Annotated in this window: 22 protein-coding genes, 1 pseudogene and 1 riboswitch; of the genes and pseudogenes, 15 read left to right on the top strand and 8 right to left on the bottom strand. The window is 73.4% G+C overall.

What is annotated here, in order from left to right; genetic code table 11:
- Positions 1-97: 97 nt before the first annotated feature.
- From DMP15_RS21275 to DMP15_RS21230, 10 genes are all read left to right on the top strand, one after another.
- Entirely contained in the window at positions 98-994 is an 897-nt protein-coding gene (locus DMP15_RS21275; RefSeq protein WP_253067070.1) for an alpha/beta hydrolase family protein, read from the top strand.
- Positions 995-1125: 131 nt separating this feature from the next.
- The gene (locus tag DMP15_RS21270; protein WP_237453671.1) at positions 1126-2190 is read left to right on the top strand and encodes a PhoH family protein; all 1065 of its coding nucleotides are present in this window, start codon (positions 1126-1128) and stop codon (positions 2188-2190) included.
- A 91-nt stretch (positions 2191-2281) separates the two neighbouring features.
- Entirely contained in the window at positions 2282-2827 is a 546-nt protein-coding gene (gene ybeY / locus DMP15_RS21265; protein ID WP_073577994.1) for an rRNA maturation RNase YbeY, read from the top strand.
- A 37-nt stretch (positions 2828-2864) separates the two neighbouring features.
- Positions 2865-4286 (top strand): hemolysin family protein, encoded by a 1422-nt coding sequence (locus DMP15_RS21260; RefSeq protein WP_073577993.1) that lies wholly within the window; start codon positions 2865-2867, stop codon positions 4284-4286.
- A gap of 114 nt (positions 4287-4400) precedes the next feature.
- Positions 4401-5633 carry an L-2-hydroxyglutarate oxidase gene (lhgO, locus tag DMP15_RS21255; protein WP_073577992.1) on the top strand — a complete coding sequence of 411 codons (1233 nt, stop codon included), beginning with the start codon at positions 4401-4403 and terminating at the stop codon, positions 5631-5633.
- Complete coding sequence (era, locus tag DMP15_RS21250; RefSeq protein ID WP_161151753.1) at positions 5630-6532, top strand: GTPase Era; 903 nt, start codon at positions 5630-5632, stop codon at positions 6530-6532. Before lhgO ends, era begins: the two co-directional genes overlap by 4 nt.
- A 20-nt stretch (positions 6533-6552) precedes the next feature.
- Positions 6553-7389 carry a DNA repair protein RecO gene (gene recO, locus DMP15_RS21245; RefSeq protein ID WP_073577990.1) on the top strand — a complete coding sequence of 279 codons (837 nt, stop codon included), beginning with the start codon at positions 6553-6555 and terminating at the stop codon, positions 7387-7389.
- 223 nt (positions 7390-7612) lie between these two features.
- On the top strand, positions 7613-7975 hold the full coding sequence (locus DMP15_RS21240; RefSeq protein ID WP_337826355.1) for a hypothetical protein: 363 nt from the start codon (positions 7613-7615) through the stop codon (positions 7973-7975).
- Between the two features lie 34 nt (positions 7976-8009).
- Positions 8010-8837 (top strand): isoprenyl transferase, encoded by an 828-nt coding sequence (locus tag DMP15_RS21235; RefSeq protein ID WP_073577988.1) that lies wholly within the window; start codon positions 8010-8012, stop codon positions 8835-8837.
- A gap of 20 nt (positions 8838-8857) precedes the next feature.
- Positions 8858-9250 carry a hypothetical protein gene (locus DMP15_RS21230; RefSeq protein ID WP_073578239.1) on the top strand — a complete coding sequence of 131 codons (393 nt, stop codon included), beginning with the start codon at positions 8858-8860 and terminating at the stop codon, positions 9248-9250.
- A gap of 39 nt (positions 9251-9289) precedes the next feature.
- Here DMP15_RS21230 and DMP15_RS21225 read toward each other — a convergent pair whose 3' ends face one another.
- Together DMP15_RS21225 and DMP15_RS21220 are read right to left on the bottom strand one after the other, a co-directional pair.
- Positions 9290-9667: a DUF2795 domain-containing protein gene (locus DMP15_RS21225; protein WP_083659055.1), complete on the bottom strand. Its 378-nt coding sequence runs from the start codon at positions 9665-9667 to the stop codon at positions 9290-9292.
- Between the two features lie 76 nt (positions 9668-9743).
- The gene (locus DMP15_RS21220) at positions 9744-10388 is read right to left on the bottom strand and encodes a hypothetical protein (protein WP_161151752.1); all 645 of its coding nucleotides are present in this window, start codon (positions 10386-10388) and stop codon (positions 9744-9746) included.
- A gap of 74 nt (positions 10389-10462) precedes the next feature.
- A riboswitch (SAM riboswitch) is annotated at positions 10463-10577 on the top strand.
- Between the two features lie 43 nt (positions 10578-10620).
- Here DMP15_RS21220 and DMP15_RS21215 point away from each other — a divergent pair.
- Positions 10621-12009 (top strand): aminotransferase class V-fold PLP-dependent enzyme, encoded by a 1389-nt coding sequence (locus DMP15_RS21215; protein WP_073577986.1) that lies wholly within the window; start codon positions 10621-10623, stop codon positions 12007-12009.
- A 10-nt stretch (positions 12010-12019) separates the two neighbouring features.
- Here the strand turns inward: DMP15_RS21215 and DMP15_RS21210 are convergent, their stop codons facing one another.
- Both DMP15_RS21210 and DMP15_RS21205 read right to left on the bottom strand, forming a co-directional pair.
- The gene (locus tag DMP15_RS21210) at positions 12020-12436 is read right to left on the bottom strand and encodes a Fur family transcriptional regulator (protein ID WP_073578237.1); all 417 of its coding nucleotides are present in this window, start codon (positions 12434-12436) and stop codon (positions 12020-12022) included.
- Between the two features lie 32 nt (positions 12437-12468).
- Complete coding sequence (locus tag DMP15_RS21205; RefSeq protein ID WP_020624590.1) at positions 12469-12846, bottom strand: ArsR/SmtB family transcription factor; 378 nt, start codon at positions 12844-12846, stop codon at positions 12469-12471.
- Positions 12847-12951: 105 nt separating this feature from the next.
- Between DMP15_RS21205 and DMP15_RS21200 the strand changes: the two genes are divergently transcribed.
- Positions 12952-13281 (top strand): antibiotic biosynthesis monooxygenase, encoded by a 330-nt coding sequence (locus DMP15_RS21200; protein WP_073577985.1) that lies wholly within the window; start codon positions 12952-12954, stop codon positions 13279-13281.
- Positions 13282-13475: 194 nt separating this feature from the next.
- A pseudogene (locus DMP15_RS30365) lies at positions 13476-13574 on the top strand (hypothetical protein); the annotation flags it as partial.
- Between the two features lie 38 nt (positions 13575-13612).
- On the opposite strand, the gene DMP15_RS21195 reads toward DMP15_RS30365, so the two are convergent.
- Positions 13613-13891, bottom strand: coding sequence for a hypothetical protein (locus DMP15_RS21195; RefSeq protein WP_083659054.1), 279 nt, complete (start codon positions 13889-13891; stop codon positions 13613-13615).
- A gap of 309 nt (positions 13892-14200) precedes the next feature.
- Here DMP15_RS21195 and DMP15_RS21190 point away from each other — a divergent pair, with 309 nt between their 5' ends.
- Both DMP15_RS21190 and DMP15_RS21185 read left to right on the top strand, forming a co-directional pair.
- Complete coding sequence (locus DMP15_RS21190; protein WP_083659053.1) at positions 14201-14416, top strand: hypothetical protein; 216 nt, start codon at positions 14201-14203, stop codon at positions 14414-14416.
- Between the two features lie 202 nt (positions 14417-14618).
- A complete protein-coding gene (locus tag DMP15_RS21185; protein WP_073577984.1) occupies positions 14619-16025 on the top strand; it encodes a glycine--tRNA ligase in 1407 nt (468 codons plus the stop codon).
- A gap of 64 nt (positions 16026-16089) precedes the next feature.
- Here DMP15_RS21185 and DMP15_RS21180 read toward each other — a convergent pair whose 3' ends face one another.
- From DMP15_RS21180 to DMP15_RS21170, 3 genes are all read right to left on the bottom strand, one after another.
- Complete coding sequence (locus tag DMP15_RS21180) at positions 16090-16290, bottom strand: hypothetical protein (protein WP_073577983.1); 201 nt, start codon at positions 16288-16290, stop codon at positions 16090-16092.
- Between the two features lie 87 nt (positions 16291-16377).
- The gene (locus DMP15_RS21175) at positions 16378-17367 is read right to left on the bottom strand and encodes a CNNM domain-containing protein (protein WP_073577982.1); all 990 of its coding nucleotides are present in this window, start codon (positions 17365-17367) and stop codon (positions 16378-16380) included.
- The gene (locus DMP15_RS21170; protein WP_073577981.1) at positions 17364-18785 is read right to left on the bottom strand and encodes a hemolysin family protein; all 1422 of its coding nucleotides are present in this window, start codon (positions 18783-18785) and stop codon (positions 17364-17366) included. Before DMP15_RS21170 ends, DMP15_RS21175 begins: the two co-directional genes overlap by 4 nt.
- Positions 18786-19004 lie beyond the last annotated feature (219 nt).

Genomic DNA, 19004 nt, shown 5'->3' with positions numbered 1-19004 from the left:
GGTGACCCTGGGAGCAGGGCGGGGAGGGACGCGGACGCCGGTCACGATCCGGCGAACCGGTCGTCGGGGACCGGGCGCGGGTGTCATCATCCGCCGCGTGAGTGACCACGCTCCCCGGATCGGACGCCGCACGCTGCTGGCAGGCCTCGCCGCCACCCCGCTGCTCGGCGCCTGCGGCAACGACGCCCCCGCGGCCCCGCGGCGGCCCCCGCGCGACGAGACCGCCCCGCGGACCGAGCGGATGGCCTACGGCGGCCAGCCCGACCAGTTCGGCGAGCTGACCTTCCCGGCGAGCCGGGACCTGCCCCGCGGCACCGTGATCGTCGTGCACGGCGGGTTCTGGCGGGCAGGCACCGACCTCACGATCATGCGTCCGGTCGTCGACGCGCTGGTCGCGGCGGACTTCGCGGTCTGGAACATCGAGTACCGGAAGGTGGGCGCCGGCGGTGGCTGGCCCTCCACCTTCGACGACGTCGCGATGGCCGCCGACCACCTCGCCACCCTGCGCTCCACCCGGCTCGACCTGCGCCGGCTCGTCGTGCTCGGGCACTCGGCGGGCGGGCACCTCGCGGGCTGGCTGGCGATGCGCGCGACGCTCGCCCCCGGCGACCCGGGCGCGACGCCCGTGGTCCGCCCGGCCGGGGTGGTCTCGCTGGCCGGGGTGCTCGACCTGGCCGGCGGGATGCTGCTCGGCGACGGCGCCGTCGCCGACCTCGTCGCGGCGACCCCGGGCGCCGACCCGGCCCGCTTCCGGGCGACCAGTCCGCTGGAGGCCGTCCCGCTCGGGGTGCCGTCGGTGTGCGTGCACGGCACCGCCGACGAGGTGGTCCCGCTCTCCCAGAGCGAGGACTTCGTCGCCGCCGCGACGGCCGCCGGTGACCGGTCGGAGCTCGTGCGGGTCGAGGGCGCGAACCACCTGCAGCTCATCGACGTCGCCCACCCCGGCTGGGCCGCCGCGCTGCAGGCCGTGGAACGGCTGAGCGCCCCCGCCTGATCCGCGGGAGAATCCGCGGGTGCCGTCGGCGGTCCGACCGGTACGATCGGCGCAGTCCGGCGACCCGACGTACGAGGCAGGCGAACACACTCTTGACCGGCACCGAACCCGGCTCCACCCCCCGGACCGACCTGCGGTCCACCGCGGCACCGGGCGGGACCGTCCGGTCGAGGATGGCCGTGCCGGACACCGCGGTCCTGTCCCTGCTCGGCTCCCGCGACGACAGCCTGCGCGCGGCCGAGGAGGAGCTGACCGCCGACGTCCACGTCCGCGGTAACGAGCTGACCCTGTCCGGGGACCCGGGCGACGTCGCGTTCGCCGAGCGGGTGTTCGCCGAGCTGATCACCCTGGCCGAGCGCGGCCAGCTGGTCGGTGCGGACGACGTGCGCCGCACCGTGCAGATGCTCTCGGCGGAGAACACCGCCGACGAGCGCCTGGGCGAGTCCCCGGCCGAGGTGCTGAGCCTGGACATCCTGTCCCGGCGCGGGAAGACCATCCGCCCCAAGACGCTCAACCAGAAGCGCTACGTCGATGCCATCGACGCCTTCACCATCGTCTTCGGGATCGGCCCGGCCGGTACCGGCAAGACGTACCTGGCGATGGCCAAGGCCGTGCAGGCGCTGCAGGCCAAGCAGGTCAACCGGATCATCCTGACCCGGCCCGCGGTCGAGGCGGGAGAGCGGCTGGGCTACCTGCCCGGCACGCTGTTCGAGAAGATCGACCCGTACCTGCGCCCGCTCTACGACGCGCTGCACGACATGATCGACCCCGAGTCCATCCCGAAGCTGATGGCCGCCGGGACGATCGAGGTCGCGCCGCTGGCCTACATGCGGGGCCGGACCCTGAACGACGCGTTCATCATCCTCGACGAGGCGCAGAACACCACGCCCGAGCAGATGAAGATGTTCCTCACCCGGCTCGGCTTCGGTTCGCGGATCGTGGTGACCGGCGACATCACCCAGGTCGACCTCCCGGGCAACGCCCGGTCCGGCCTGGCCGTCGTGCAGGACATCCTCGACGGCGTCGACGACGTGCACTTCTCCCGGCTCGAGAGCGCCGACGTGGTCCGGCACCGCCTGGTGTCCGACATCGTCGACGCCTACGCCCGGTTCGACGCGTCCGAGCACCGCACGGCGGCCGTCGGCAACGGCGCACCCCGCAACGGTCCGGCGCGGCGTCCCGACCGGCGGCGGTGACCGGGGGGCGGGTGGCACCGGGACCGTCGGTACGGCCGTCTAGGCTGCCCCCTACATCCGTATCGGCGAGCAGGGGCAGGGCAGCGGCGGCGTGAGCATCGAGGTCGTCAACGAGTCCGGGATCACGGTCGACGAGGCGCAGGTCGTGTCGGTGGCCCGGTACGCGCTGGACGCGATGAAGGTGAGCCCGTCCGCCGAGCTGGCGATCACCGCCGTCGGGCTGGACGCGATGGAGGAGCTGCACGTCCGCTGGATGGACGAGCCGGGTCCCACCGACGTCATGGCGTTCCCCATGGACTCCCTCGTCGAGGACACCCGGCGCCCCGATGCGCCGGACCTGGGTCCGGCCCTGCTCGGCGACGTCGTGCTCTGCCCGGCCTTCGCCCGGGACCAGGCGCGCAAGGCCGGGCACACCCTGGCCGACGAGCTGCACCTGCTGACCGTGCACGGCATCCTGCACCTGCTGGGGTACGACCACCTCGAGCCCGAGGACGAGCGCGAGATGTTCGCACTGCAGAACCGGCTGCTGGTCCGCTGGCGGTCCGACCGGGCCCGCGAGCGCGCCCGGGACGCCCAGAAGCGCAGCGACGACCGACTGCTCGGTGCCGCCGGCTTCGAGGACGAGTCCGGCCGGTGACCGGAAGACCCACGACCACGTTCTCCGAGGAGCAGAAGTGACCACCGTCTGGCTGATCGTCGCGACGGTCCTGCTCGTGCTGCTGGCCGGGGTGTTCGCCGCCGCGGACTCGGCCCTCATGTCTATCTCGCGCGCCCGGGTGGACGCCGTGGTGCGCGCCGGCCGCGCCGGCGCGAAGGCGCTCGCCGCCGTCGTCGCGGACCGGCCGCGGCACGTCAACCTGCTGATGCTGCTGCGGGTCACCTGCGAGACGGTCGCGATCATCCTGCTGGCCGTCGCGCTCGCGCCGCTGTTCTCCGCCACCTGGATCGGGCTGCTGCTCACCGGCGTTCTCATGGTGCTCGCCAGCTACGTCCTGATCGGGGTCGGCCCGCGGACGCTGGGCCGCCAGCACCCGTACCGGATCGGGCTGCTGCTCGCGGGCCCGATCCGCGCGATCGGCGTCGTGCTGTCCCCGCTGGCGAAGCTGCTGATCCTGCTGGGCAACGCGATCACCCCGGGCCCCGGTTTCCGCGACGGCCCGTTCTCCACCGAGGTGGAGCTGCGCGAGCTCGTCGACATGGCCAGCAACCGCGGCGTGGTCGACGAGGGCGAGCGCAAGATGATCCACTCGGTGTTCGAGCTGGGGGAGACCCCGGTCCGCGACATCATGGTGCCGCGGCCGGACCTCATCTGGACCGAGCGCGACACCCCGGTGGAGAAGGTACTGCGCCTGGCGCTCAAGAGCGGCTACTCGCGCATCCCGGTGCTCGGCGAGGGCGTGGACGACGTCATCGGCATCGCCTACCTCAAGGACCTGGTCCGGGCCCGCGAGGAGGCCCGGCGCGGAGAGCGTGAGGTCCCGCTGCTCGACATCCTGCGCCCCGCGGCCTTCGTGCCGGACTCCAAGCGCAGCGACGACCTCATGCGCGAGATGCAGCGCACCCGCAACCACATGGCCGTCGTCGTCGACGAGTACGGCGGCACCGCGGGCGTGGTGACGATCGAGGACATCCTGGAGGAGATCGTCGGCGAGATCACCGACGAGTACGACACCGAGGAGGTGCCCGAGGTCGCCGAGGCCTCCGACGGCGCCTTCCGGGTCTCCGCCCGGCTGCCCGCCGAGGACCTCGAGGAGCTGTTCGCCGGGCGGTTCCGCGGGACCCCGCGCGAGGACGAGCTGCACGAGGCGCTGGAGAACGCCGACGTCGACACCGTCGGCGGGCTGCTCGCCCAACGGCTGGGCAAGGTGCCGCTGCCCGGCGCCACCGCCGAGCTGGACGGCCTGCTGCGGCTGCAGGGCGAGGGCGGCAAGGACGCCCGCGGCCGTGTCCGCATCACCTCGGTGCTGGTCAGCCCGCTGGAGCCGGCCGAGACCGAGGACACCGACGACGAGCCGCGTCGGGACACCCGGGAGTCCGACGTGCCCGACCACGTCGCCGGCGACCCCACCGAGCACGCCGGCGCCGACCGGCACTGACCTGGCCGCCCCCGGCCACGGGGAGCGACCGACGGACGTGACCGTCCCGCCACGGGCGGGACGCGAGGAGGACCTGATGGCTGCCCGCACGACCTTCCCCGCGGAGCGTGCCCGGTGACCGGGCTGCCCGCGACACCGCGCTACGACCTGGTCGTCGTCGGCGGTGGGATCGTCGGCCTGGCCACCGCGTACGCCGCCACCCGCAACGGGCTCAGCGTCGCCGTCGTCGAGCGTGAGCAGCGCCTGGCGAACCACCAGACCGGCAACAACTCCAACGTCGTGCACTCCGGGCTGTACTACGCGCCGGGCGGCTACAAGGCACGTCTGGCCGTCGCCGGGTGTGCCGAGACCATCGCGTTCTGCCGCGAGCACGACCTGCCGCACCAGGTGTGCGGCAAGCTCGTCGTCGCGACCGAGCCCGAGGAGCTGCCCCGGCTCGACGAGCTGGCCCGCCGCGGCGCCGCCAACGGCGTGGAGAACCACCGCCTCGACGAGCACGGCATCCGCACCTACGAGCCCGACGTCCGCGGTCTCGCCGCGCTGTGGGTGCCCTCGACCGGCATCACCGACTACCGGCTGGTCGCGGAGAAGCTCGGCGAGCTGGTGGAGAAGAACGGCGGCGAGGTCCACCTGGGCCGCACCGTCACCGGGTTCGCCCGCCGCCCGTCCGACGTCGTCGTGCGCACCACCCGCGGTGACCTGCTCGGCACTCGCGCGGTCGTCTGTGGCGGCCTGCGCTGCGACGAGCTCGCCCGCCTGGCCGGTGCCGACCCCGGGGTGCGGATCGTGCCGTTCCGCGGCGAGTACTCCGGCTTCTCCGAGCGGGCCGCCTCGCTGGTCCGCGGCCTGATCTACCCGGTGCCCGACCCGGCGTTCCCGTTCCTCGGGGTGCACGCCACCCGCGGCATCGACGGCACCGTCCACGCCGGCCCGAACGCCGTGCTCGCGATGGCCCGTGAGGGCTACGACTGGCGCACGATCAGACCGAAGGAGCTGCTGGGCACGCTGACCTATCCCGGCATGGTCAAGGTGGCGCGCACGCACTGGCGCTACGGCATCGGCGAGGTCCGCCGCTCGCTGTCGACGCGGGCGATGGTCCGCCAGATCCAGCGGATGCTGCCCGACGTCACCGCCGCCGACCTGCACCCGGCCGGCGCCGGGGTGCGGGCCCAGGCGGTGAAGGCCGACGGCACCCTGGTCGACGACTTCCTGTTCCTCGACCAGGCCGGCCCGGACGGCGCGGGCCGCCCCGGCTCGATCCTGCACGTGCTGAACGCACCGTCCCCGGCGGCGACGGCGGCCCTGCCGATCGGCCGCGAGATCCTCGACCGGCTGGGTGCGGCGTGACCGGCGCACAGCCCGAGGGCTTCCGGTCCGGGTTCGCCTGCTTCGTCGGCAGGCCCAACGCCGGCAAGTCGACGCTGACCAACGCGCTGGTCGGGGAGAAGATCGCGATCACCTCCTCGCGCCCGCAGACCACCCGGCACGCGATCCGCGGGATCGTGCACCGCCCGGACGCCCAGATCGTCCTGGTCGACACCCCGGGGCTGCACCGCCCGCGGACCCTGCTCGGGTCGCGGCTCAACGACCTGGTGCGCGAGACCTGGTCCGAGGTCGACGTCGTCGGGTTCTGCGTGCCCGCCGACGAGAAGGTCGGCAAGGGCGACCGGTTCATCGCCGAGGAGCTGCGGCGGATCGCCGCGCACACCCCGGTGGTCGCCGTCGTCACCAAGACCGACACCGCCCGCCCCGAGCAGGTCGCCGAGCGGCTCACCGAGGTGTCGGCCCTGATGGAGTTCACCGAGGTCGTGCCGACCTCGGCGCGGTCGGGTTTCCAGGTGTCGCTGCTCTCGGACCTGCTGGTCGGGCTGCTGCCGGAGGGCCCGCAGCTCTACCCGGACGGCGACCTCACCGACGAGCCGACCGACGTGCTCGTCGCCGAGCTCGTGCGGGAGGCGGCGCTGGAGGGCGTGCGCGACGAGCTGCCGCACTCGATCGCCGTCGTCGTCGAGGAGACGATCGAGAGGAAGGACCTTCTGGAGATCTACGCGATCATCTACGTCGAGCGGTCCAGCCAGAAGGGCATCGTGATCGGCAAGGGCGGTGCCCGGCTCAAGCAGGTCGGCAGCGACGCCCGTCGCCAGATCGAGAAGCTGCTGGGCACCCGGGTGCACCTCGACCTGCACGTGAAGATCGCCGAGGACTGGCAGCGGGACCCGAAGCAGCTGCGCAAGCTGGGGTTCTGAGCAGGACCTAGACTGGGTGCGTGGCCCAGCTCTACCGCGACACCGGGATCGTGCTCCGGGTGCAGAAGCTGGGCGAGGCGGACCGGATCATCACGATGCTGACCCGCCGGCACGGCAAGATCCGGGTGGTCGCCAAGGGCGTGCGCCGCACCCGGTCGCGGTGGGGCGCGCGGCTGGAGCCGTTCAACCACGTCGATGTCCAGTGCTACACCGGGCGCACGCTGGACGTGGTCACCCAGGCCCAGACCGTCGACGCGTTCGCCCCGGCGATCGTCGCGGACTGGTCGGCGTACTCCTGCGGCTGCGCGATCCTGGAGACCGCGGACCGGCTGGTGTCCGAGGAGGGCGAGCCGAGCCTGCGGGTGTACCTGCTGCTGCTCGGCGCCACCCGGGCGCTGGCCGACGGCGCCCGTGAACCGGCCCTGGTGCTCGACGCGTTCCTGCTGCGGGCGATGAGCCACGCGGGGTGGGCGCCGTCGCTGTCGGAGTGCGCGCGCTGCGCGACCCCCGGCCCGCACCGGTCGTTCACCGTCGCCGGGGGCGGCATGGTGTGCCCGCGCTGCCGCCCGCCGGGCTCGGTGACCCCGTCGACCGAGACGGTGGCCCTGCTGTCCGCGCTGCTGCACGGCGACTGGGACACCGCGGACGCCTCGGGCACCCCGACCCGGCGTGAGGCCAGCGGCCTGGTCGCGGCGCACCTGCAGTGGCATCTGGAGCGGCAGTTGCGCTCGCTGCCCCTGGTCGACCGCCGCGCCCGGGTCCGGCCCGCCGCCGTCGTCGCATCCGGGGTGCCGGGGCCCGCCCCGGAACCGCCGGACGGCGGAGAAGCGACACCCCCGGACGCTCTCCCCGGCTAGTCCGGTCGGACGTGTGTCCCGGCGTGGGGTGCCGTGAGCGGCCCGTCCGCTTCGTCGAGCGGTTGACGTACCGACGCGCCGCCCGTCGTGGTGCCGCCGGTCGCGTCGCACGGGACTTCCGCCGACTCCACCGGGTGATCATCGCTTTCGATGGGCAACCGGTTCCGCGGTCTCGTTACGCTCCTGTGATCGAGGGGACCCCAGCCCCGTCGGAGAGGCAGTCGTGAACCGACCCCACACCCCGCCGCCGGACGACGACCACACCGGTCGTACCCACCGTCTCCCGGCCGCCACGCAGCGCATCCCGGTGGCGCCGACCCAGCAGTTCCCGGTCCGCACCGAGGCGATGCCGGAGTCCCCGCAGGACGGGCCGACCCGCGCGATGCGTCAGGTCCGGGCCCGCACCGAGGACGGCGCGTGGCCGGCGATCCCGATGTTGCCGGTGATCCGGCCCGACGAGTCCGAGCCGATGACGGAGGCCGACCGGATCCGCGGGCACCGCGGGATGCGCCGGCTGCGCGAGACCATCGAGCGGCTGGAGGACCCGGCCGTGCCGGCCTGGCCGCAGCCCGACCACCGCGACTGAACCCGTCCGCCGTCCCCGACGTAGGGTCGGCGACGTGCCGTTCCAGCCTCCCGCACCGCACCCGTCCGGTGCCCGGCCCCCGGTGATCCCGCCGGAGCTGGTGCCGCGCCACGTCGCCCTCGTGATGGACGGCAACGGCCGCTGGGCCAACGCCCGCGGCCTGCCCCGCACGGAGGGCCACAAGCGGGGCGAGGCCTCGCTGATGGACGTCGCCCGCGGATGCATCGACCTGGGCGTGCGCTGGCTGTCGGCGTACGCGTTCTCCACCGAGAACTGGCGGCGCAGCCCCGATGAGGTCCGGTTCCTGATGGGCTTCAACCGCGACGTGATCCGCCGCCGCGTCGACGAGATGGACGCGATGGGGGTCCGGGTCCGCTGGGCGGGCCGGCGCCCGCGGCTGTGGCGGTCGGTGATCAAGGAGCTGGAGATCGCCGAGGAGCGCACCCGTGGCAACGACGTGCTGAACCTGACCATGTGCGTCAACTACGGCGGCCGCGCCGAGATCGTCGACTCCGTGCGGCATCTCGCCCGCCTCGCCGCGGAGGGCCGGATCAACCCCGACAAGATCGACGAGCGGATGCTGGCCCGGTACCTCGACGAGCCGGACATGCCCGACGTCGACCTGTTCGTGCGCTCCTCGGGGGAGCAGCGGACGTCGAACTTCCTGCTCTGGCAGAGCGCCTACGCCGAGATGGTCTTCCTGGACACGCTGTTCCCGGACTTCGACCGGCGCCACATCTGGCAGGCGATCGAGATCTACGCGCGCCGGGACCGGCGTTTCGGGGGAGCTTCCGAGCGTCGCGGAGCGGGCGCGAGCATCGACACGGCCGCCGCCGTCCCGAACGATGGAGTGACACCGTGACCACCGATGTGATCTCCGGGATGCTCACCACCGCCAGGAGGGCGCTGGAGCGGTTCCACGACGTCACCACCGACGACGACGGCGCGCTGACCTTCGCCCACGGCGGCGTGCTGTGCGTGGTGCAGGGCACCGAGCTGGAGGAGGGCCTGCCCGTCCTCAACCTGACCTGCGTCGTCGCGTGGGACCTGCCGGAGTCCGACGACCCGGAGCACGACGTGCCGCGCCGGGTCGGCCTCGGGGTGGGGGAGGGCCTGTTCGGCACGCCCCGGGCGGTGCGCGGCGAGCGCGGCTGGGACGTGACCCTGCGCTACGCCTTCCCCGCGGCCGGGCTGGATGAGGGGCCGATGGGCACCCTGCTGATGCTGGTCGTGTCCTCGGCGTCGAGCATGCGCGCGGAGCTGGTCGAGAGCTGAGACCGGCCGGCCGGGGGCGCACCCCCGGCCGTGGCCCGGTCACTTCTTGCGGTTGGTCCCGAGCTCCTCGGCGATCGGGTTGACCGGGTCGGCGTCCGTGCCGGACTCCGACAGGCCCGAGGCGTTGTGTCCGGTGCGTCGCTGCCGGCGCAGCTGCTCGGTCTCCTCGCGGGTCTCCCCGTCGGTGTCGCCCGCGGTCTGCGCGGCCGGGTCGTCCTCGCGCAGGTCGGTGGCGGAGACCACGGCACCGATCGAGGTGTAGTACTCCTCGGCCGGGACCGCCCGCAGGGCCTCGACCGTCGCGGCGTCGGCGCCGTTGCGCTCGGCGGTCCACGCCAGGTCGTCCTTGGAAGCGGGGAACTCCAGACCGTGCAGGGCGCTGCGGACGGCGTCGGCGGTCGTCGTACGGGCTGTCATGGGTCACCTCTCGTCGTGGACGTTCGGTGACCGGGTAGCCGGTGTGCGGCCGTCCATGCACGGACGGCCGCACCCGTCAGCCGTCGGTGTCCGTGGTCTCCCCGGCGGCGTCCCCGGAGTCGCTGAGGTGCACGATCGGCAGCGCCGCCAGCTGGCCCGCGGTCATCGCGTGCGCCACGCCCAGCACGTCGTTCTGGGCCTTGGTCATCCGCGCGTCCACCAGGCCGGACAGGCTGTAGGCGACCCGGCCGAGCAGCCGCACCGTGGTCTCGTCGACCTGGGGGCGCGGGGTGGAGACGACCGCGACACCGCGCGGGTCGCCGTCGTTGGACTGGGCGACGCCGATCTCGTAGGACTCACGCGGGTTGACGTGCCGCGACGCGTAGTGGTCGCGCAGCGTCGACATCATGTCGTGGAACCCGGTGACGTCACCCTCGAGCTCCAGGGTGGACAGGTCGTCCTTCGTGAGGGTCTTGGTGCGGCCGGAGAAGCAGCGCACGTAGCCGATCACCGCGCCGGTCCACAGTGCCTCGACCAGGGCCGGGTCGGCGGCCACCCGGACCGGACCGGACTCCGGACCGCCGAGCGCGGTCACCAGGTGCTCGCAGCACTGCAGCACGTACTGCAGGTCGTCGAACACCGCCGCCAGCTGGGCAAGCTCGCCGGACTCCGGGACGTCGATCCGCCGTACCGTGCCTGGGGCGGGTTGCGTGTCGGTCATCGTTCAGACGCTATCCGGGGTGGCGACGGTCACGGTGTCTCCTTCTGAGACGGTCTGCTAGCTTCGGCCGCGAAGGTCACGAGTGCCAGCGCGAAGCCCCGGCTCGCTGGACGGCAACCCTCCTCCGCGGTGGGGTGCCCCGGGTGATGACCGGGCCGACGCGACACCCGCAGTCGGCAAGCGCGGATCCGTGCGCCACGCCGGGTCCCCGAGATCGGCCGGAGGCCCGATCATGACCCTCGCCCTGTCGCGTCCCGTCCAGCACGCGCTGCCCCGTGTCGTCGGCGCGGACCTCACCGTCCCGCTCGTCGACGGCAGGTGGGCCCGCTACTGCGACCTCGACTCCGCCGCGTCGGCGCCGGCATTGGAGAGCGTCGCCGCGCACGTTGCGCAGGTGCTGCCCTACCACGGCAGCGTGCACCGCGGCGCCGGCTGGACCTCGAAGGTCTGCACTGCCCTGGTGGAGAACGCCCGCGCCGACGTCGCCCGGTTCGTCCGGGCCCGCGCCGACGACATCGTGGTGTTCACCCGCAACACCACCGACGCGCTCGGCCTGCTCGCGCGCGCCGTGCCCGGCCCGGTGGTGACCCTCGACCTGGAACACCACGCGACGCTGCTGGCCTGGCGGGGCGGTTCCGGTGGCGCCGAGCACCGGGTCGTGCGGGCCGGCCACAGCATCGCCGCGACCCTCGACGCGCTGCGGGCCGAGCTCGCCGCCCGTCCCGACGCCGCGCTGGTCGCGGTCACCGGTGCGTCCAACGTGACCGGCGAGCTCCTCCCGGTCGCCGAGATCGCCCGGATCGCGCACGCCGCGGGCGCCCGGCTGTGCGTCGACGCAGCGCAGCTCGCCCCGCACCGGCGCATCGACCTGGCCGGGTGGGGCGCGGACTACGTCGCGCTGTCCGGGCACAAGCTCTACGCGCCCTTCGGTGCCGGGGTCCTCGTCGGCCGCCGGGACTGGCTCGACGCCGCCGAGCCGCACGTCGCGGGCGGGGGAGCGGTCCGGTCGGTCGGCGTCACGGCCGACGACGCCGTCGACGGCCCGGGCGGCACCGTCACCGAGTGGCTGCCCGCGCCGCAACGCCACGAGGGCGGCACCCCGAACGTGCTCGGCGCCGCCGCGCTGGGCGCGGCCTGCCGCACCCTCGAGGACCTGATCGACGACGCCGTGCCCACCCACGAGCGCGAGCTCGCCGCCCGGCTGCGCGCGGGTCTGGCGACCGTCCGCGGCCTGCGGATCCTGTCCTGCTTCGACGACGGGCCCGACGCCGACCGCACCGCGACCGTCTCGTTCACCCTCGGCGAGCTGCCCGCCGGCCTCGTCGCGGCGGCGCTGTCCGCCGAGTACGGCATCGGCGTCCGCGACGGGCGGTTCTGCGCGCACCCGCTGCTGGAGCGGCTCACCGGCGGCCGCGACGCGGTGCGCGCCTCGCTGGGCCTGCGCACCGGCTCCTCCGACGTCGACCGGCTGGTCGACGCGCTGACCGACCTGGCGCGGCGCGGTCCGGCCTGGACCTACGCCCTCGTCGACGGTCGGTGGGCGCCCACCCCGGACCCGCGCCCGGCCGACCCGTTCGCCCGGGACCGGGAGCTGCAGGCCGTCCCCGGCTGCGGGGACTGAGCCCCGGGAGTCACCCCGCCGAGCAGCGGCCGCAGAGGCCGAAGATCTCCAGGGTGTGCGACACCTCGGTGAAGCCGTGCTTCTGCGCGACCGACTCGGTCCAGGACTCCACCGCGGGGCCCTCGATCTCGACGGCGGCGCCGCACCGGCTGCACACCAGATGATGGTGGTGGTGCTCGGTCTCGCAGCGCCGGTAGACCGCCTCGCCGGACGCGACCCGCAGCACGTCGACCTCGCCGCCGTCGGCGAGGGTCTGCAGCGTCCGGTAGACCGTGGTCAGACCGATGCCCTCACCGGCGCGCCGCAGCTCCTCGTGGATCTCCTGGGCGGACCGGAAGTCCTCCAGACGGTCGAGCAACGCGGTGACGGCGGCCCGCTGCCGGGTGGCGCGGATGCCGCGCGGCCCGGCGGTGGACCGCTGCGTCATCGTCGCCGTGGTCGTCCGGTCGGTCGTCTCCGTCACGTGTCCTCCTCGACGTGGGCGACGGCGTCCACCACGATGTGCGCCAGGTGGTCGTCCACCAGCGAGTACAGCACCTCACGGCCCTTCCGCTCGCCCTCGACCACCCCGGCGGCCTTGAGGACCCGCAGGTGCTGGCTGATCAGGGGCTGGGTGACCCCGAGCGCGTCCACCAGGTCGTGGACGCACCGGGAGTGTTCCAGCAGCTGCAGGACGATGGCGATCCGGACCGGTGCGGCGAGTGCCCGCAGCAGGTCGCCCGCGGCGGCCAGGGTGCGCGGGTCACGGGTCGGGCCGGGCTCGGGCGCGGGGTGGTGGTCGTCGTCCGCACCCGGGCCGGCTCCCGGTGCGTGCGTGGTCTGGGCTGCGGCAGACATGTGGTGGACCCGTCCGTTCCCCGGAGGCGGCGGCCACACCCCCCGGCGCTGCTGTGCCGTGCCGGCCGCACCCCACATGGTAGGCGTGTTCGTTATCGTCGCGCCGTGCTGCTGGTCTGCCGCTTCCGCGTGTCCCCCTCCGAGGAGGCCGCGTTCACCGCGCGCGCGGCCCGCGCGCTGGAGCTCCTGGCCGCCCGGCCGGGCTGCCGCGGGGGTGAGGCGGGCCGGGCGATCGAGGATGCCGGGCAGTGGGTCCTGACCGTCCGGTTCGACTCCGTCGACGCCTACCGGCGCGCCCTGGGGCCGTTCGCGGTCCGTGAGCACGTGCACCCGCTGCTGGCCGAGGCCGACACGACCACGGAGGCAACCTACGAGTCCCTGATCACGGTGACCGCCGGCGCCGCCCCCGTCCACCACCCCAGCCTGCTGAGCTGACCCCCGACCTCGCACACCGTTCCTGCGACCTCGCAGCCGATGCAGACGGTGCGAGGTCGCAGGAACGTGTGCGAGGTGCGGCGGGGTCGGGTTGTCCACAGCGCGCGCTCGACGCCCGTCGTGAGCCGGGACCGTCCACAGCCGGACGGGTGACGGGCTTCCCCCGCTCCCGGCACACGGCGACGGTGGGGGGTATGGACCCCGACCCGCGGCCGGCGCACGGTTCGCCCGCCCCCGTGCTGCGCCGGGACCTGGTCGCGGCGGGCGTGGGCGACGACGAGCTCCGCAGGCTCCGGGCCTCGGGCCGACTCGTCCGGCTGCGCCGCGGCGCCTACGTCGGAGCCGGTGACCTCGGGCCGGTGGAACGACACCGGCAGACCGTGCGTGCGGCGGTCCGCACCCTGTCCCCGGACGCGGTGTCCAGCCACGTCTCGGCGGCCGCGATGCACGGGATCGGGCTGTGGCGGGTCCCGCTCGACCGGGTGGAGGTGACCAGGAACCGGCGCAGCGGTGCGCGGACGGCGCCGTCGGCGCGGTTCCACGCGGCGACGCTCGTCGCGGACGAGATCACCGTCGTCGACGGCGTCCCGGTGACGACGGTCCCGCGCACGGTCGTCGACCTGGCCCGCGCTCTGCCCTTCGTCGTGGCGGTCGCGGTCACCGACGCGGCGCTGCACGCCGGAGCCGTCACCGCCGACGGACTCGCTGCCGCCGTGGCCCGGTCCGCGCGGCGTCCCGGCACCCCGGCCGCCCGCCGGGTGCTCGCCGCGGCCGACGGCGGCGCGGACGGCCCGGGGAGACCCGCAGGAGGGTCTTCCTCCACTCCTGCGGCCTGCCCGCACCGGCCACCCAGCAGGAGCTGCGGGATCCGGCGGGACGGGTCCTCGGCCGGGTCGATTTCTGGTGGGAGCAGGCCCGGGTGGCGGGGGAGTTCGACGGGCGCATCACGTACGGCCGGCGGCTCGACCCCGGCGGCGACCTGGAAGCGGTCCTGTGGCGGGAGAAGATGCGGGAGGACGCGATCCGGGCCGAGGGTGTCGCGGTGGTGCGCCGGGTGTGGGGCGACCTGCACAGCGCGGCGTCGTTCGCCCCGACCGTCGCCCGCCTGCACCGTGCCCTGGACCGTGCCGCGTGAGCGCTCGACCTCGCAGACCGTTCTGCGACCTCGCAGCCCCTGCAGGGTGTGCGAGGTCGCAGGAACCTGTGCGAGGTCGGCCGGTCGGAGCCACCGCGGCGGAAGTGGGATGGGGCAAGGGGTGGGGATGCACGGCGGGTCGGTAACCTGGGACGCCCCGTATCCGGGGGACCTCCGAACCACCTTCTCTGGAGTACCGCCAGTGGCCAGCAAGCCCACCTCCGCCAAGATCGAGACCATCGTCGCGCTGACCAAGCGGCGCGGATTCGTCTTCGCCTCCGGTGAGATCTACGGCGGTACCCGGTCGGCGTGGGACTACGGGCCCCTCGGCGTCGAGCTGAAGGACAACATCAAGCGCCAGTGGTGGAAGACCATGGTGACCGGCCGCGACGACGTCGTCGGCCTGGACTCCTCGGTCATCCTGCCGCGCCAGACCTGGGTCGCGTCGGGCCACGTCGGCACCTTCTCCGACCCGCTGGTCGAGTGCGAGTCCTGCCACAAGCGCTACCGTGCCGACCAGCTCGCCGAGGAGTTCGCCGAGCGCAAGGGCCGCGACCCGGAGCAGGCCGACCAGAACGACCTCTCCGAGGTCCCCTGCCCGAACTGCGGCACCCGCGGCCGGTTCACCGCGCCCCGCGAGTTCAACATGATGCTCAAGACCTTCCTCGGCCCGGTGGAGTCCGAGGAGGGTCTGCACTACCTGCGCCCGGAGACCGCGCAGGGCATCTTCGTAAACTTCCTGAACGTGCAGACGACCTCGCGCAAGAAGCCGCCGTTCGGCATCGGCCAGATCGGCAAGAGCTTCCGCAACGAGATCACCCCGGGCAACTTCATCTTCCGCACGCGCGAGTTCGAGCAGATGGAGATGGAGTACTTCGTCGAGCCCGGCAGCGACGAGGAGCTGCACCAGTACTGGATCGACGAGCGCACCCGCTGGTACACCGACCTGGGCATCTCCCCGGAGAACCTGCGGCACTACGAGCACGCCAAGGAGAAGCTCTCCCACTACTCGAAGCGCACCGTCGACATCGAGTACCGGTTCAACTTCACCGGCCAGGAGTGGGGCGAGCTCGAGGGCATCGCGAACCGCACCGACTTCGACCTCACGGCGCACTCGAACCACTCGGGCGTCGACCTGTCGTTCTACGACCAGGCCTCCGACACCCGGTACAAGCCGTACGTGATCGAGCCCGCGGCCGGTGTCGGCCGGTCGATGATGGCCTTCCTCATCGAGGCCTACACCGAGGACGAGGCGCCCAACGCCAAGGGCGGCGTCGACAAGCGGGTCGTGCTGAAGCTCGACCGCAGGCTCGCCCCGGTCAAGGCCGCGGTGCTGCCGCTGTCGCGCAACGCCGACCTGTCGCCCAAGGCGAAGGACCTGGCCGCGCAGCTCCGCAAGAACTGGAACGTCGACTTCGACGACGCCGGCGCCATCGGCCGCCGGTACCGCCGCCAGGACGAGATCGGCACCCCGTTCTGCATCACGGTCGACTTCGACACCCTCACCGACCAGGCGGTGACGATCCGCGAGCGCGACTCGATGGCGCAGGAGCGGGTCGCCCTCGACCAGGTCGAGACCTACCTGGCGACGCGCCTGCTCGGCTGCTGAGCAGGGTCCGGACCCACGAACGCCCCCGCCCGGGATCCGGGCAGGGGCGTTCGTCGTGAGTCGGTCAGCGTCGGTAGGCCAGCAGCTGCACGCCCAGCTCGGACTCGGCGCGGCGCACCTCCTCCAGCTGCTCGGCGGTCAGCGCGGCGTAGGGCGACTCGGGCCGGTAGGCCACGAGCGGGCCGCCGATGCGGTCCTCGAGCTGCTTGAGCCTGGCCAGCGCCGTGTCGTCGAGATCGGCGGGGCGCAGCGTCGGAGCGGTCATCACAACCTCCGTGGGTGATCGGGAGGCGACCCAGAGTAGGACCGCCCCGGACCGGGCGCAGCGCGGGTACCCGGTCCGGGGTCGCTCCTACACCGGCTCGGGAAGGAGCCGTTCGACCAGGTCGGAGAGGGTGACGATGCCGACCGGGCGGTCGTCGGACTCCACCAGCGCCAGGTGCGCACGCTGCTCACGCATCGTGTTCACCGCAGTGTGGTACTGCGTGTCCGCCGGCAGGGTGAGCACCGGGCGCATCAGGTCCCGGGCCCGGGTCCCCGGCTCGCGCGTCAGCGTGTCGCGGACGTGCACGTACCCGATCGGGGTGTCCCCGTCCCGCACGACGAGCCGGAGGTGACCGGTCCGGCGGCAGGTCGCCTGGATCGCCACGACGTCGTCGTCCGCGGCCACCGCGGACGGCTTGCGGGCGAGCTCGCCCAGCGGGGTCCGCTCCAGCTCCAGCGCCGTGACCAGCTGGTCACGGCGCCCCTGGTCCAGGGTGCCGGTCTTCGCCGAGTGGTCGACCAGCTGGCGCAGGTCGTCGGCGTTGCGGCCCGAGGCCATCTCGTCCACCGGCTCCACCCCGCACCAGCGCAGGCAGCGGTTGGCGGCGCCGTTGAGCAGCAGCAGCACCGGGCGGGCGGTCACCATGAACGCACGCATCGGGATCGCGAGCATGATCGCCGAGCGCTCCGGGTGCGAGATCGCCCAGGACTTCGGCGCCATCTCCCCGACGACCAGGTGCAGGAACGTCACCACGATCAGCGAGACGACGAACGACGCCACCCCCGCGACCCCGCCGGGGACGCCCCAGCCCTCCAGGACCGGGCGCAGCGCGTCGTCCACGGCCGGCTTGGTGATCGCACCGAGCCCCAGCACGCACAGCGTGATGCCCAGCTGGGACCCAGCCAGGAGCAGCGAGATGTCCTTGGCGCTGCGCAACGCCGCCCGTGCCGACGCCGAGGTCAGCGCCGCCTCCTCCAGCCGGTAGTTCCGGGCTGCGACGAGCGCGAACTCGACGGCCACGAAGAATGCGCTCGCCGCGACGAGCAGGATCGACACCACGATCTCGAAGGCACTCATGCCCGCACCTCCCGCTCGTCGCTGTCCTGCTCGGAACCGGCGGTCACCGGTTCGGTCCACTCCAGGCGGACCGCCGACGGGACCCGCCGGTCGACCTCCTGCACCACGAGACGCAGGGCGCGGTCCCCGTCGTCCGGGCTCTCGGCCGGGATCGTCACGACGACCGCGTCCCCGGCGTCCGGCAGCCGCTGCAGCTCGGCCATGACCAGACCGCCGACGGTCTGGTAGTCGCCCTCGGGCAGCTCGGCGTCGATCAGCCTGCCGACCTCGTCGACGTGCCGGTCACCCGGCACGACCCAGCCGTCGTCGGACCGCAGTGCCTGATCCGTCCCGGCCTGGTCGTGCTCGTCGGTGATCTCACCGACGAGCTCCTCGGCGACGTCCTCGACGGTGATGACGCCGGCCAGGCCGCCGTACTCGTCGAGCACGCACGCCAGCTCCTCGTCGTCGGCACGCAGCTGGGCCAGCACCTGCGGCAGCGGCAGGGACGACGGCACCAGCACCGGGGCCCGCATCAGGTCCGACACCAGCACCTCGTCGAACGGCCGGTCGTCGCGGTCGGCGAGGGCCAGCACATCCTTCAGGCAGACCACGCCCACCAGCTCCAGCGCGTTCTCCGTGTCCGTCGCCTCGGCGGGCGGCCCGAGCACCGGGTACCGCGAGTGCTGGACGGCCATCTGGCCGACCAGACTCTCGACGGTCGCGTCGGCGCGGACCCACGACACCCGCGGCCGCGGGATCATCGCGGCCCGCGCGGTGCGGTCGCCGAAGTCGACGGCGCGGTCCAGCAGCACCGCGAACTCCGGGTTGAGGTCACCCGAGTCCTTCGAGTCGTCGATGATCGCCTCGAGGTCGCGCGGGGTGGCCGAGTGCTCGACGTCGTGCACCGGCTCGATCCGCAGCGCACGCAGCAGCAGGTTCGAGGCCGCGTCGAAGATCCGGATGAGCCACCCGAACAGCGCCAGGTAGGTCTTGGTGGACAGCGCCAGCCACCGCGCGACCGGCTCCGGCCGTGCGATGGCGAGGTTCTTCGGGAACAGCTCGCCGAACACCATCTGGACGACGGTGGCGAACAGCAGCGCGATCACGGTGCCGATCGCGACACCGACGCCGAGCGGGACGTCGACCAGGCCCAGCAGCTCACCGATGCCGTTACCGATCAGCGGCTCGGCGACGTAACCGACCAGCAGACCGGTGACGGTGATGCCGAGCTGGGCGCCCGACAGCATGAACGAGGTGCGACGGGTGATGTCGAGGGCACGGGACGCTCCGGTGTCGCCCTCGGCCGCACGGGCCTTGAGCCGGGAGCGGTCGACGGCCATGAAGCCGAACTCCTGGGCCACGAAGTAGCCGGTCAGGGCGGTGATCACGAGGACGACCAGGATGCCCAGGAGGATGCCGAGGATCGTGCCGATCACCGGGAGGTCACCGCCCGGGTCTCGGGCCCGGCCGGGATGTGCACGGCGGGGGCGGGGACGAGGACGATGCGGGGTCGCCGGCCGTCACGGGGACGGTCGGCGCGCGGACTGCAGGTGGGGTCCATGACTCCTGACTCGCGGTCTGATGGGTGTCTGACGCGTTCAACGCGTGCCGGAATCGTACGGTTCCGGAACGCAGCCGTCGCGGTGGTCACCCTG

Origin of the sequence: Pseudonocardia sp. UM4_GMWB1 (assembly GCF_017312155.1) — a bacterium.
Classification (GTDB): domain Bacteria; phylum Actinomycetota; class Actinomycetes; order Mycobacteriales; family Pseudonocardiaceae; genus Pseudonocardia; species Pseudonocardia alni.
This window is presented reverse-complemented; position numbering and strand designations above follow the sequence as displayed.

What these genes read in the sequence shown, in the direction of transcription:
- DMP15_RS21230 (WP_073578239.1), top strand. Translation starts at nt 8,858, where the DNA reads ATGCTCACCACCGCCAGGAGGGCGCTGGAGCGGTTCCACGACGTCACC.
- DMP15_RS21225 (WP_083659055.1), bottom strand. Translation starts at nt 9,667, where the DNA reads ATGACAGCCCGTACGACGACCGCCGACGCCGTCCGCAGCGCCCTGCAC.
- DMP15_RS21220 (WP_161151752.1), bottom strand. Translation starts at nt 10,388, where the DNA reads ATGACCGACACGCAACCCGCCCCAGGCACGGTACGGCGGATCGACGTC.
- DMP15_RS21215 (WP_073577986.1), top strand. Translation starts at nt 10,621, where the DNA reads ATGACCCTCGCCCTGTCGCGTCCCGTCCAGCACGCGCTGCCCCGTGTC.
- DMP15_RS21210 (WP_073578237.1), bottom strand. Translation starts at nt 12,436, where the DNA reads ATGACGCAGCGGTCCACCGCCGGGCCGCGCGGCATCCGCGCCACCCGG.
- DMP15_RS21205 (WP_020624590.1), bottom strand. Translation starts at nt 12,846, where the DNA reads ATGTCTGCCGCAGCCCAGACCACGCACGCACCGGGAGCCGGCCCGGGT.
- DMP15_RS21180 (WP_073577983.1), bottom strand. Translation starts at nt 16,290, where the DNA reads ATGACCGCTCCGACGCTGCGCCCCGCCGATCTCGACGACACGGCGCTG.
- DMP15_RS21175 (WP_073577982.1), bottom strand. Translation starts at nt 17,367, where the DNA reads ATGAGTGCCTTCGAGATCGTGGTGTCGATCCTGCTCGTCGCGGCGAGC.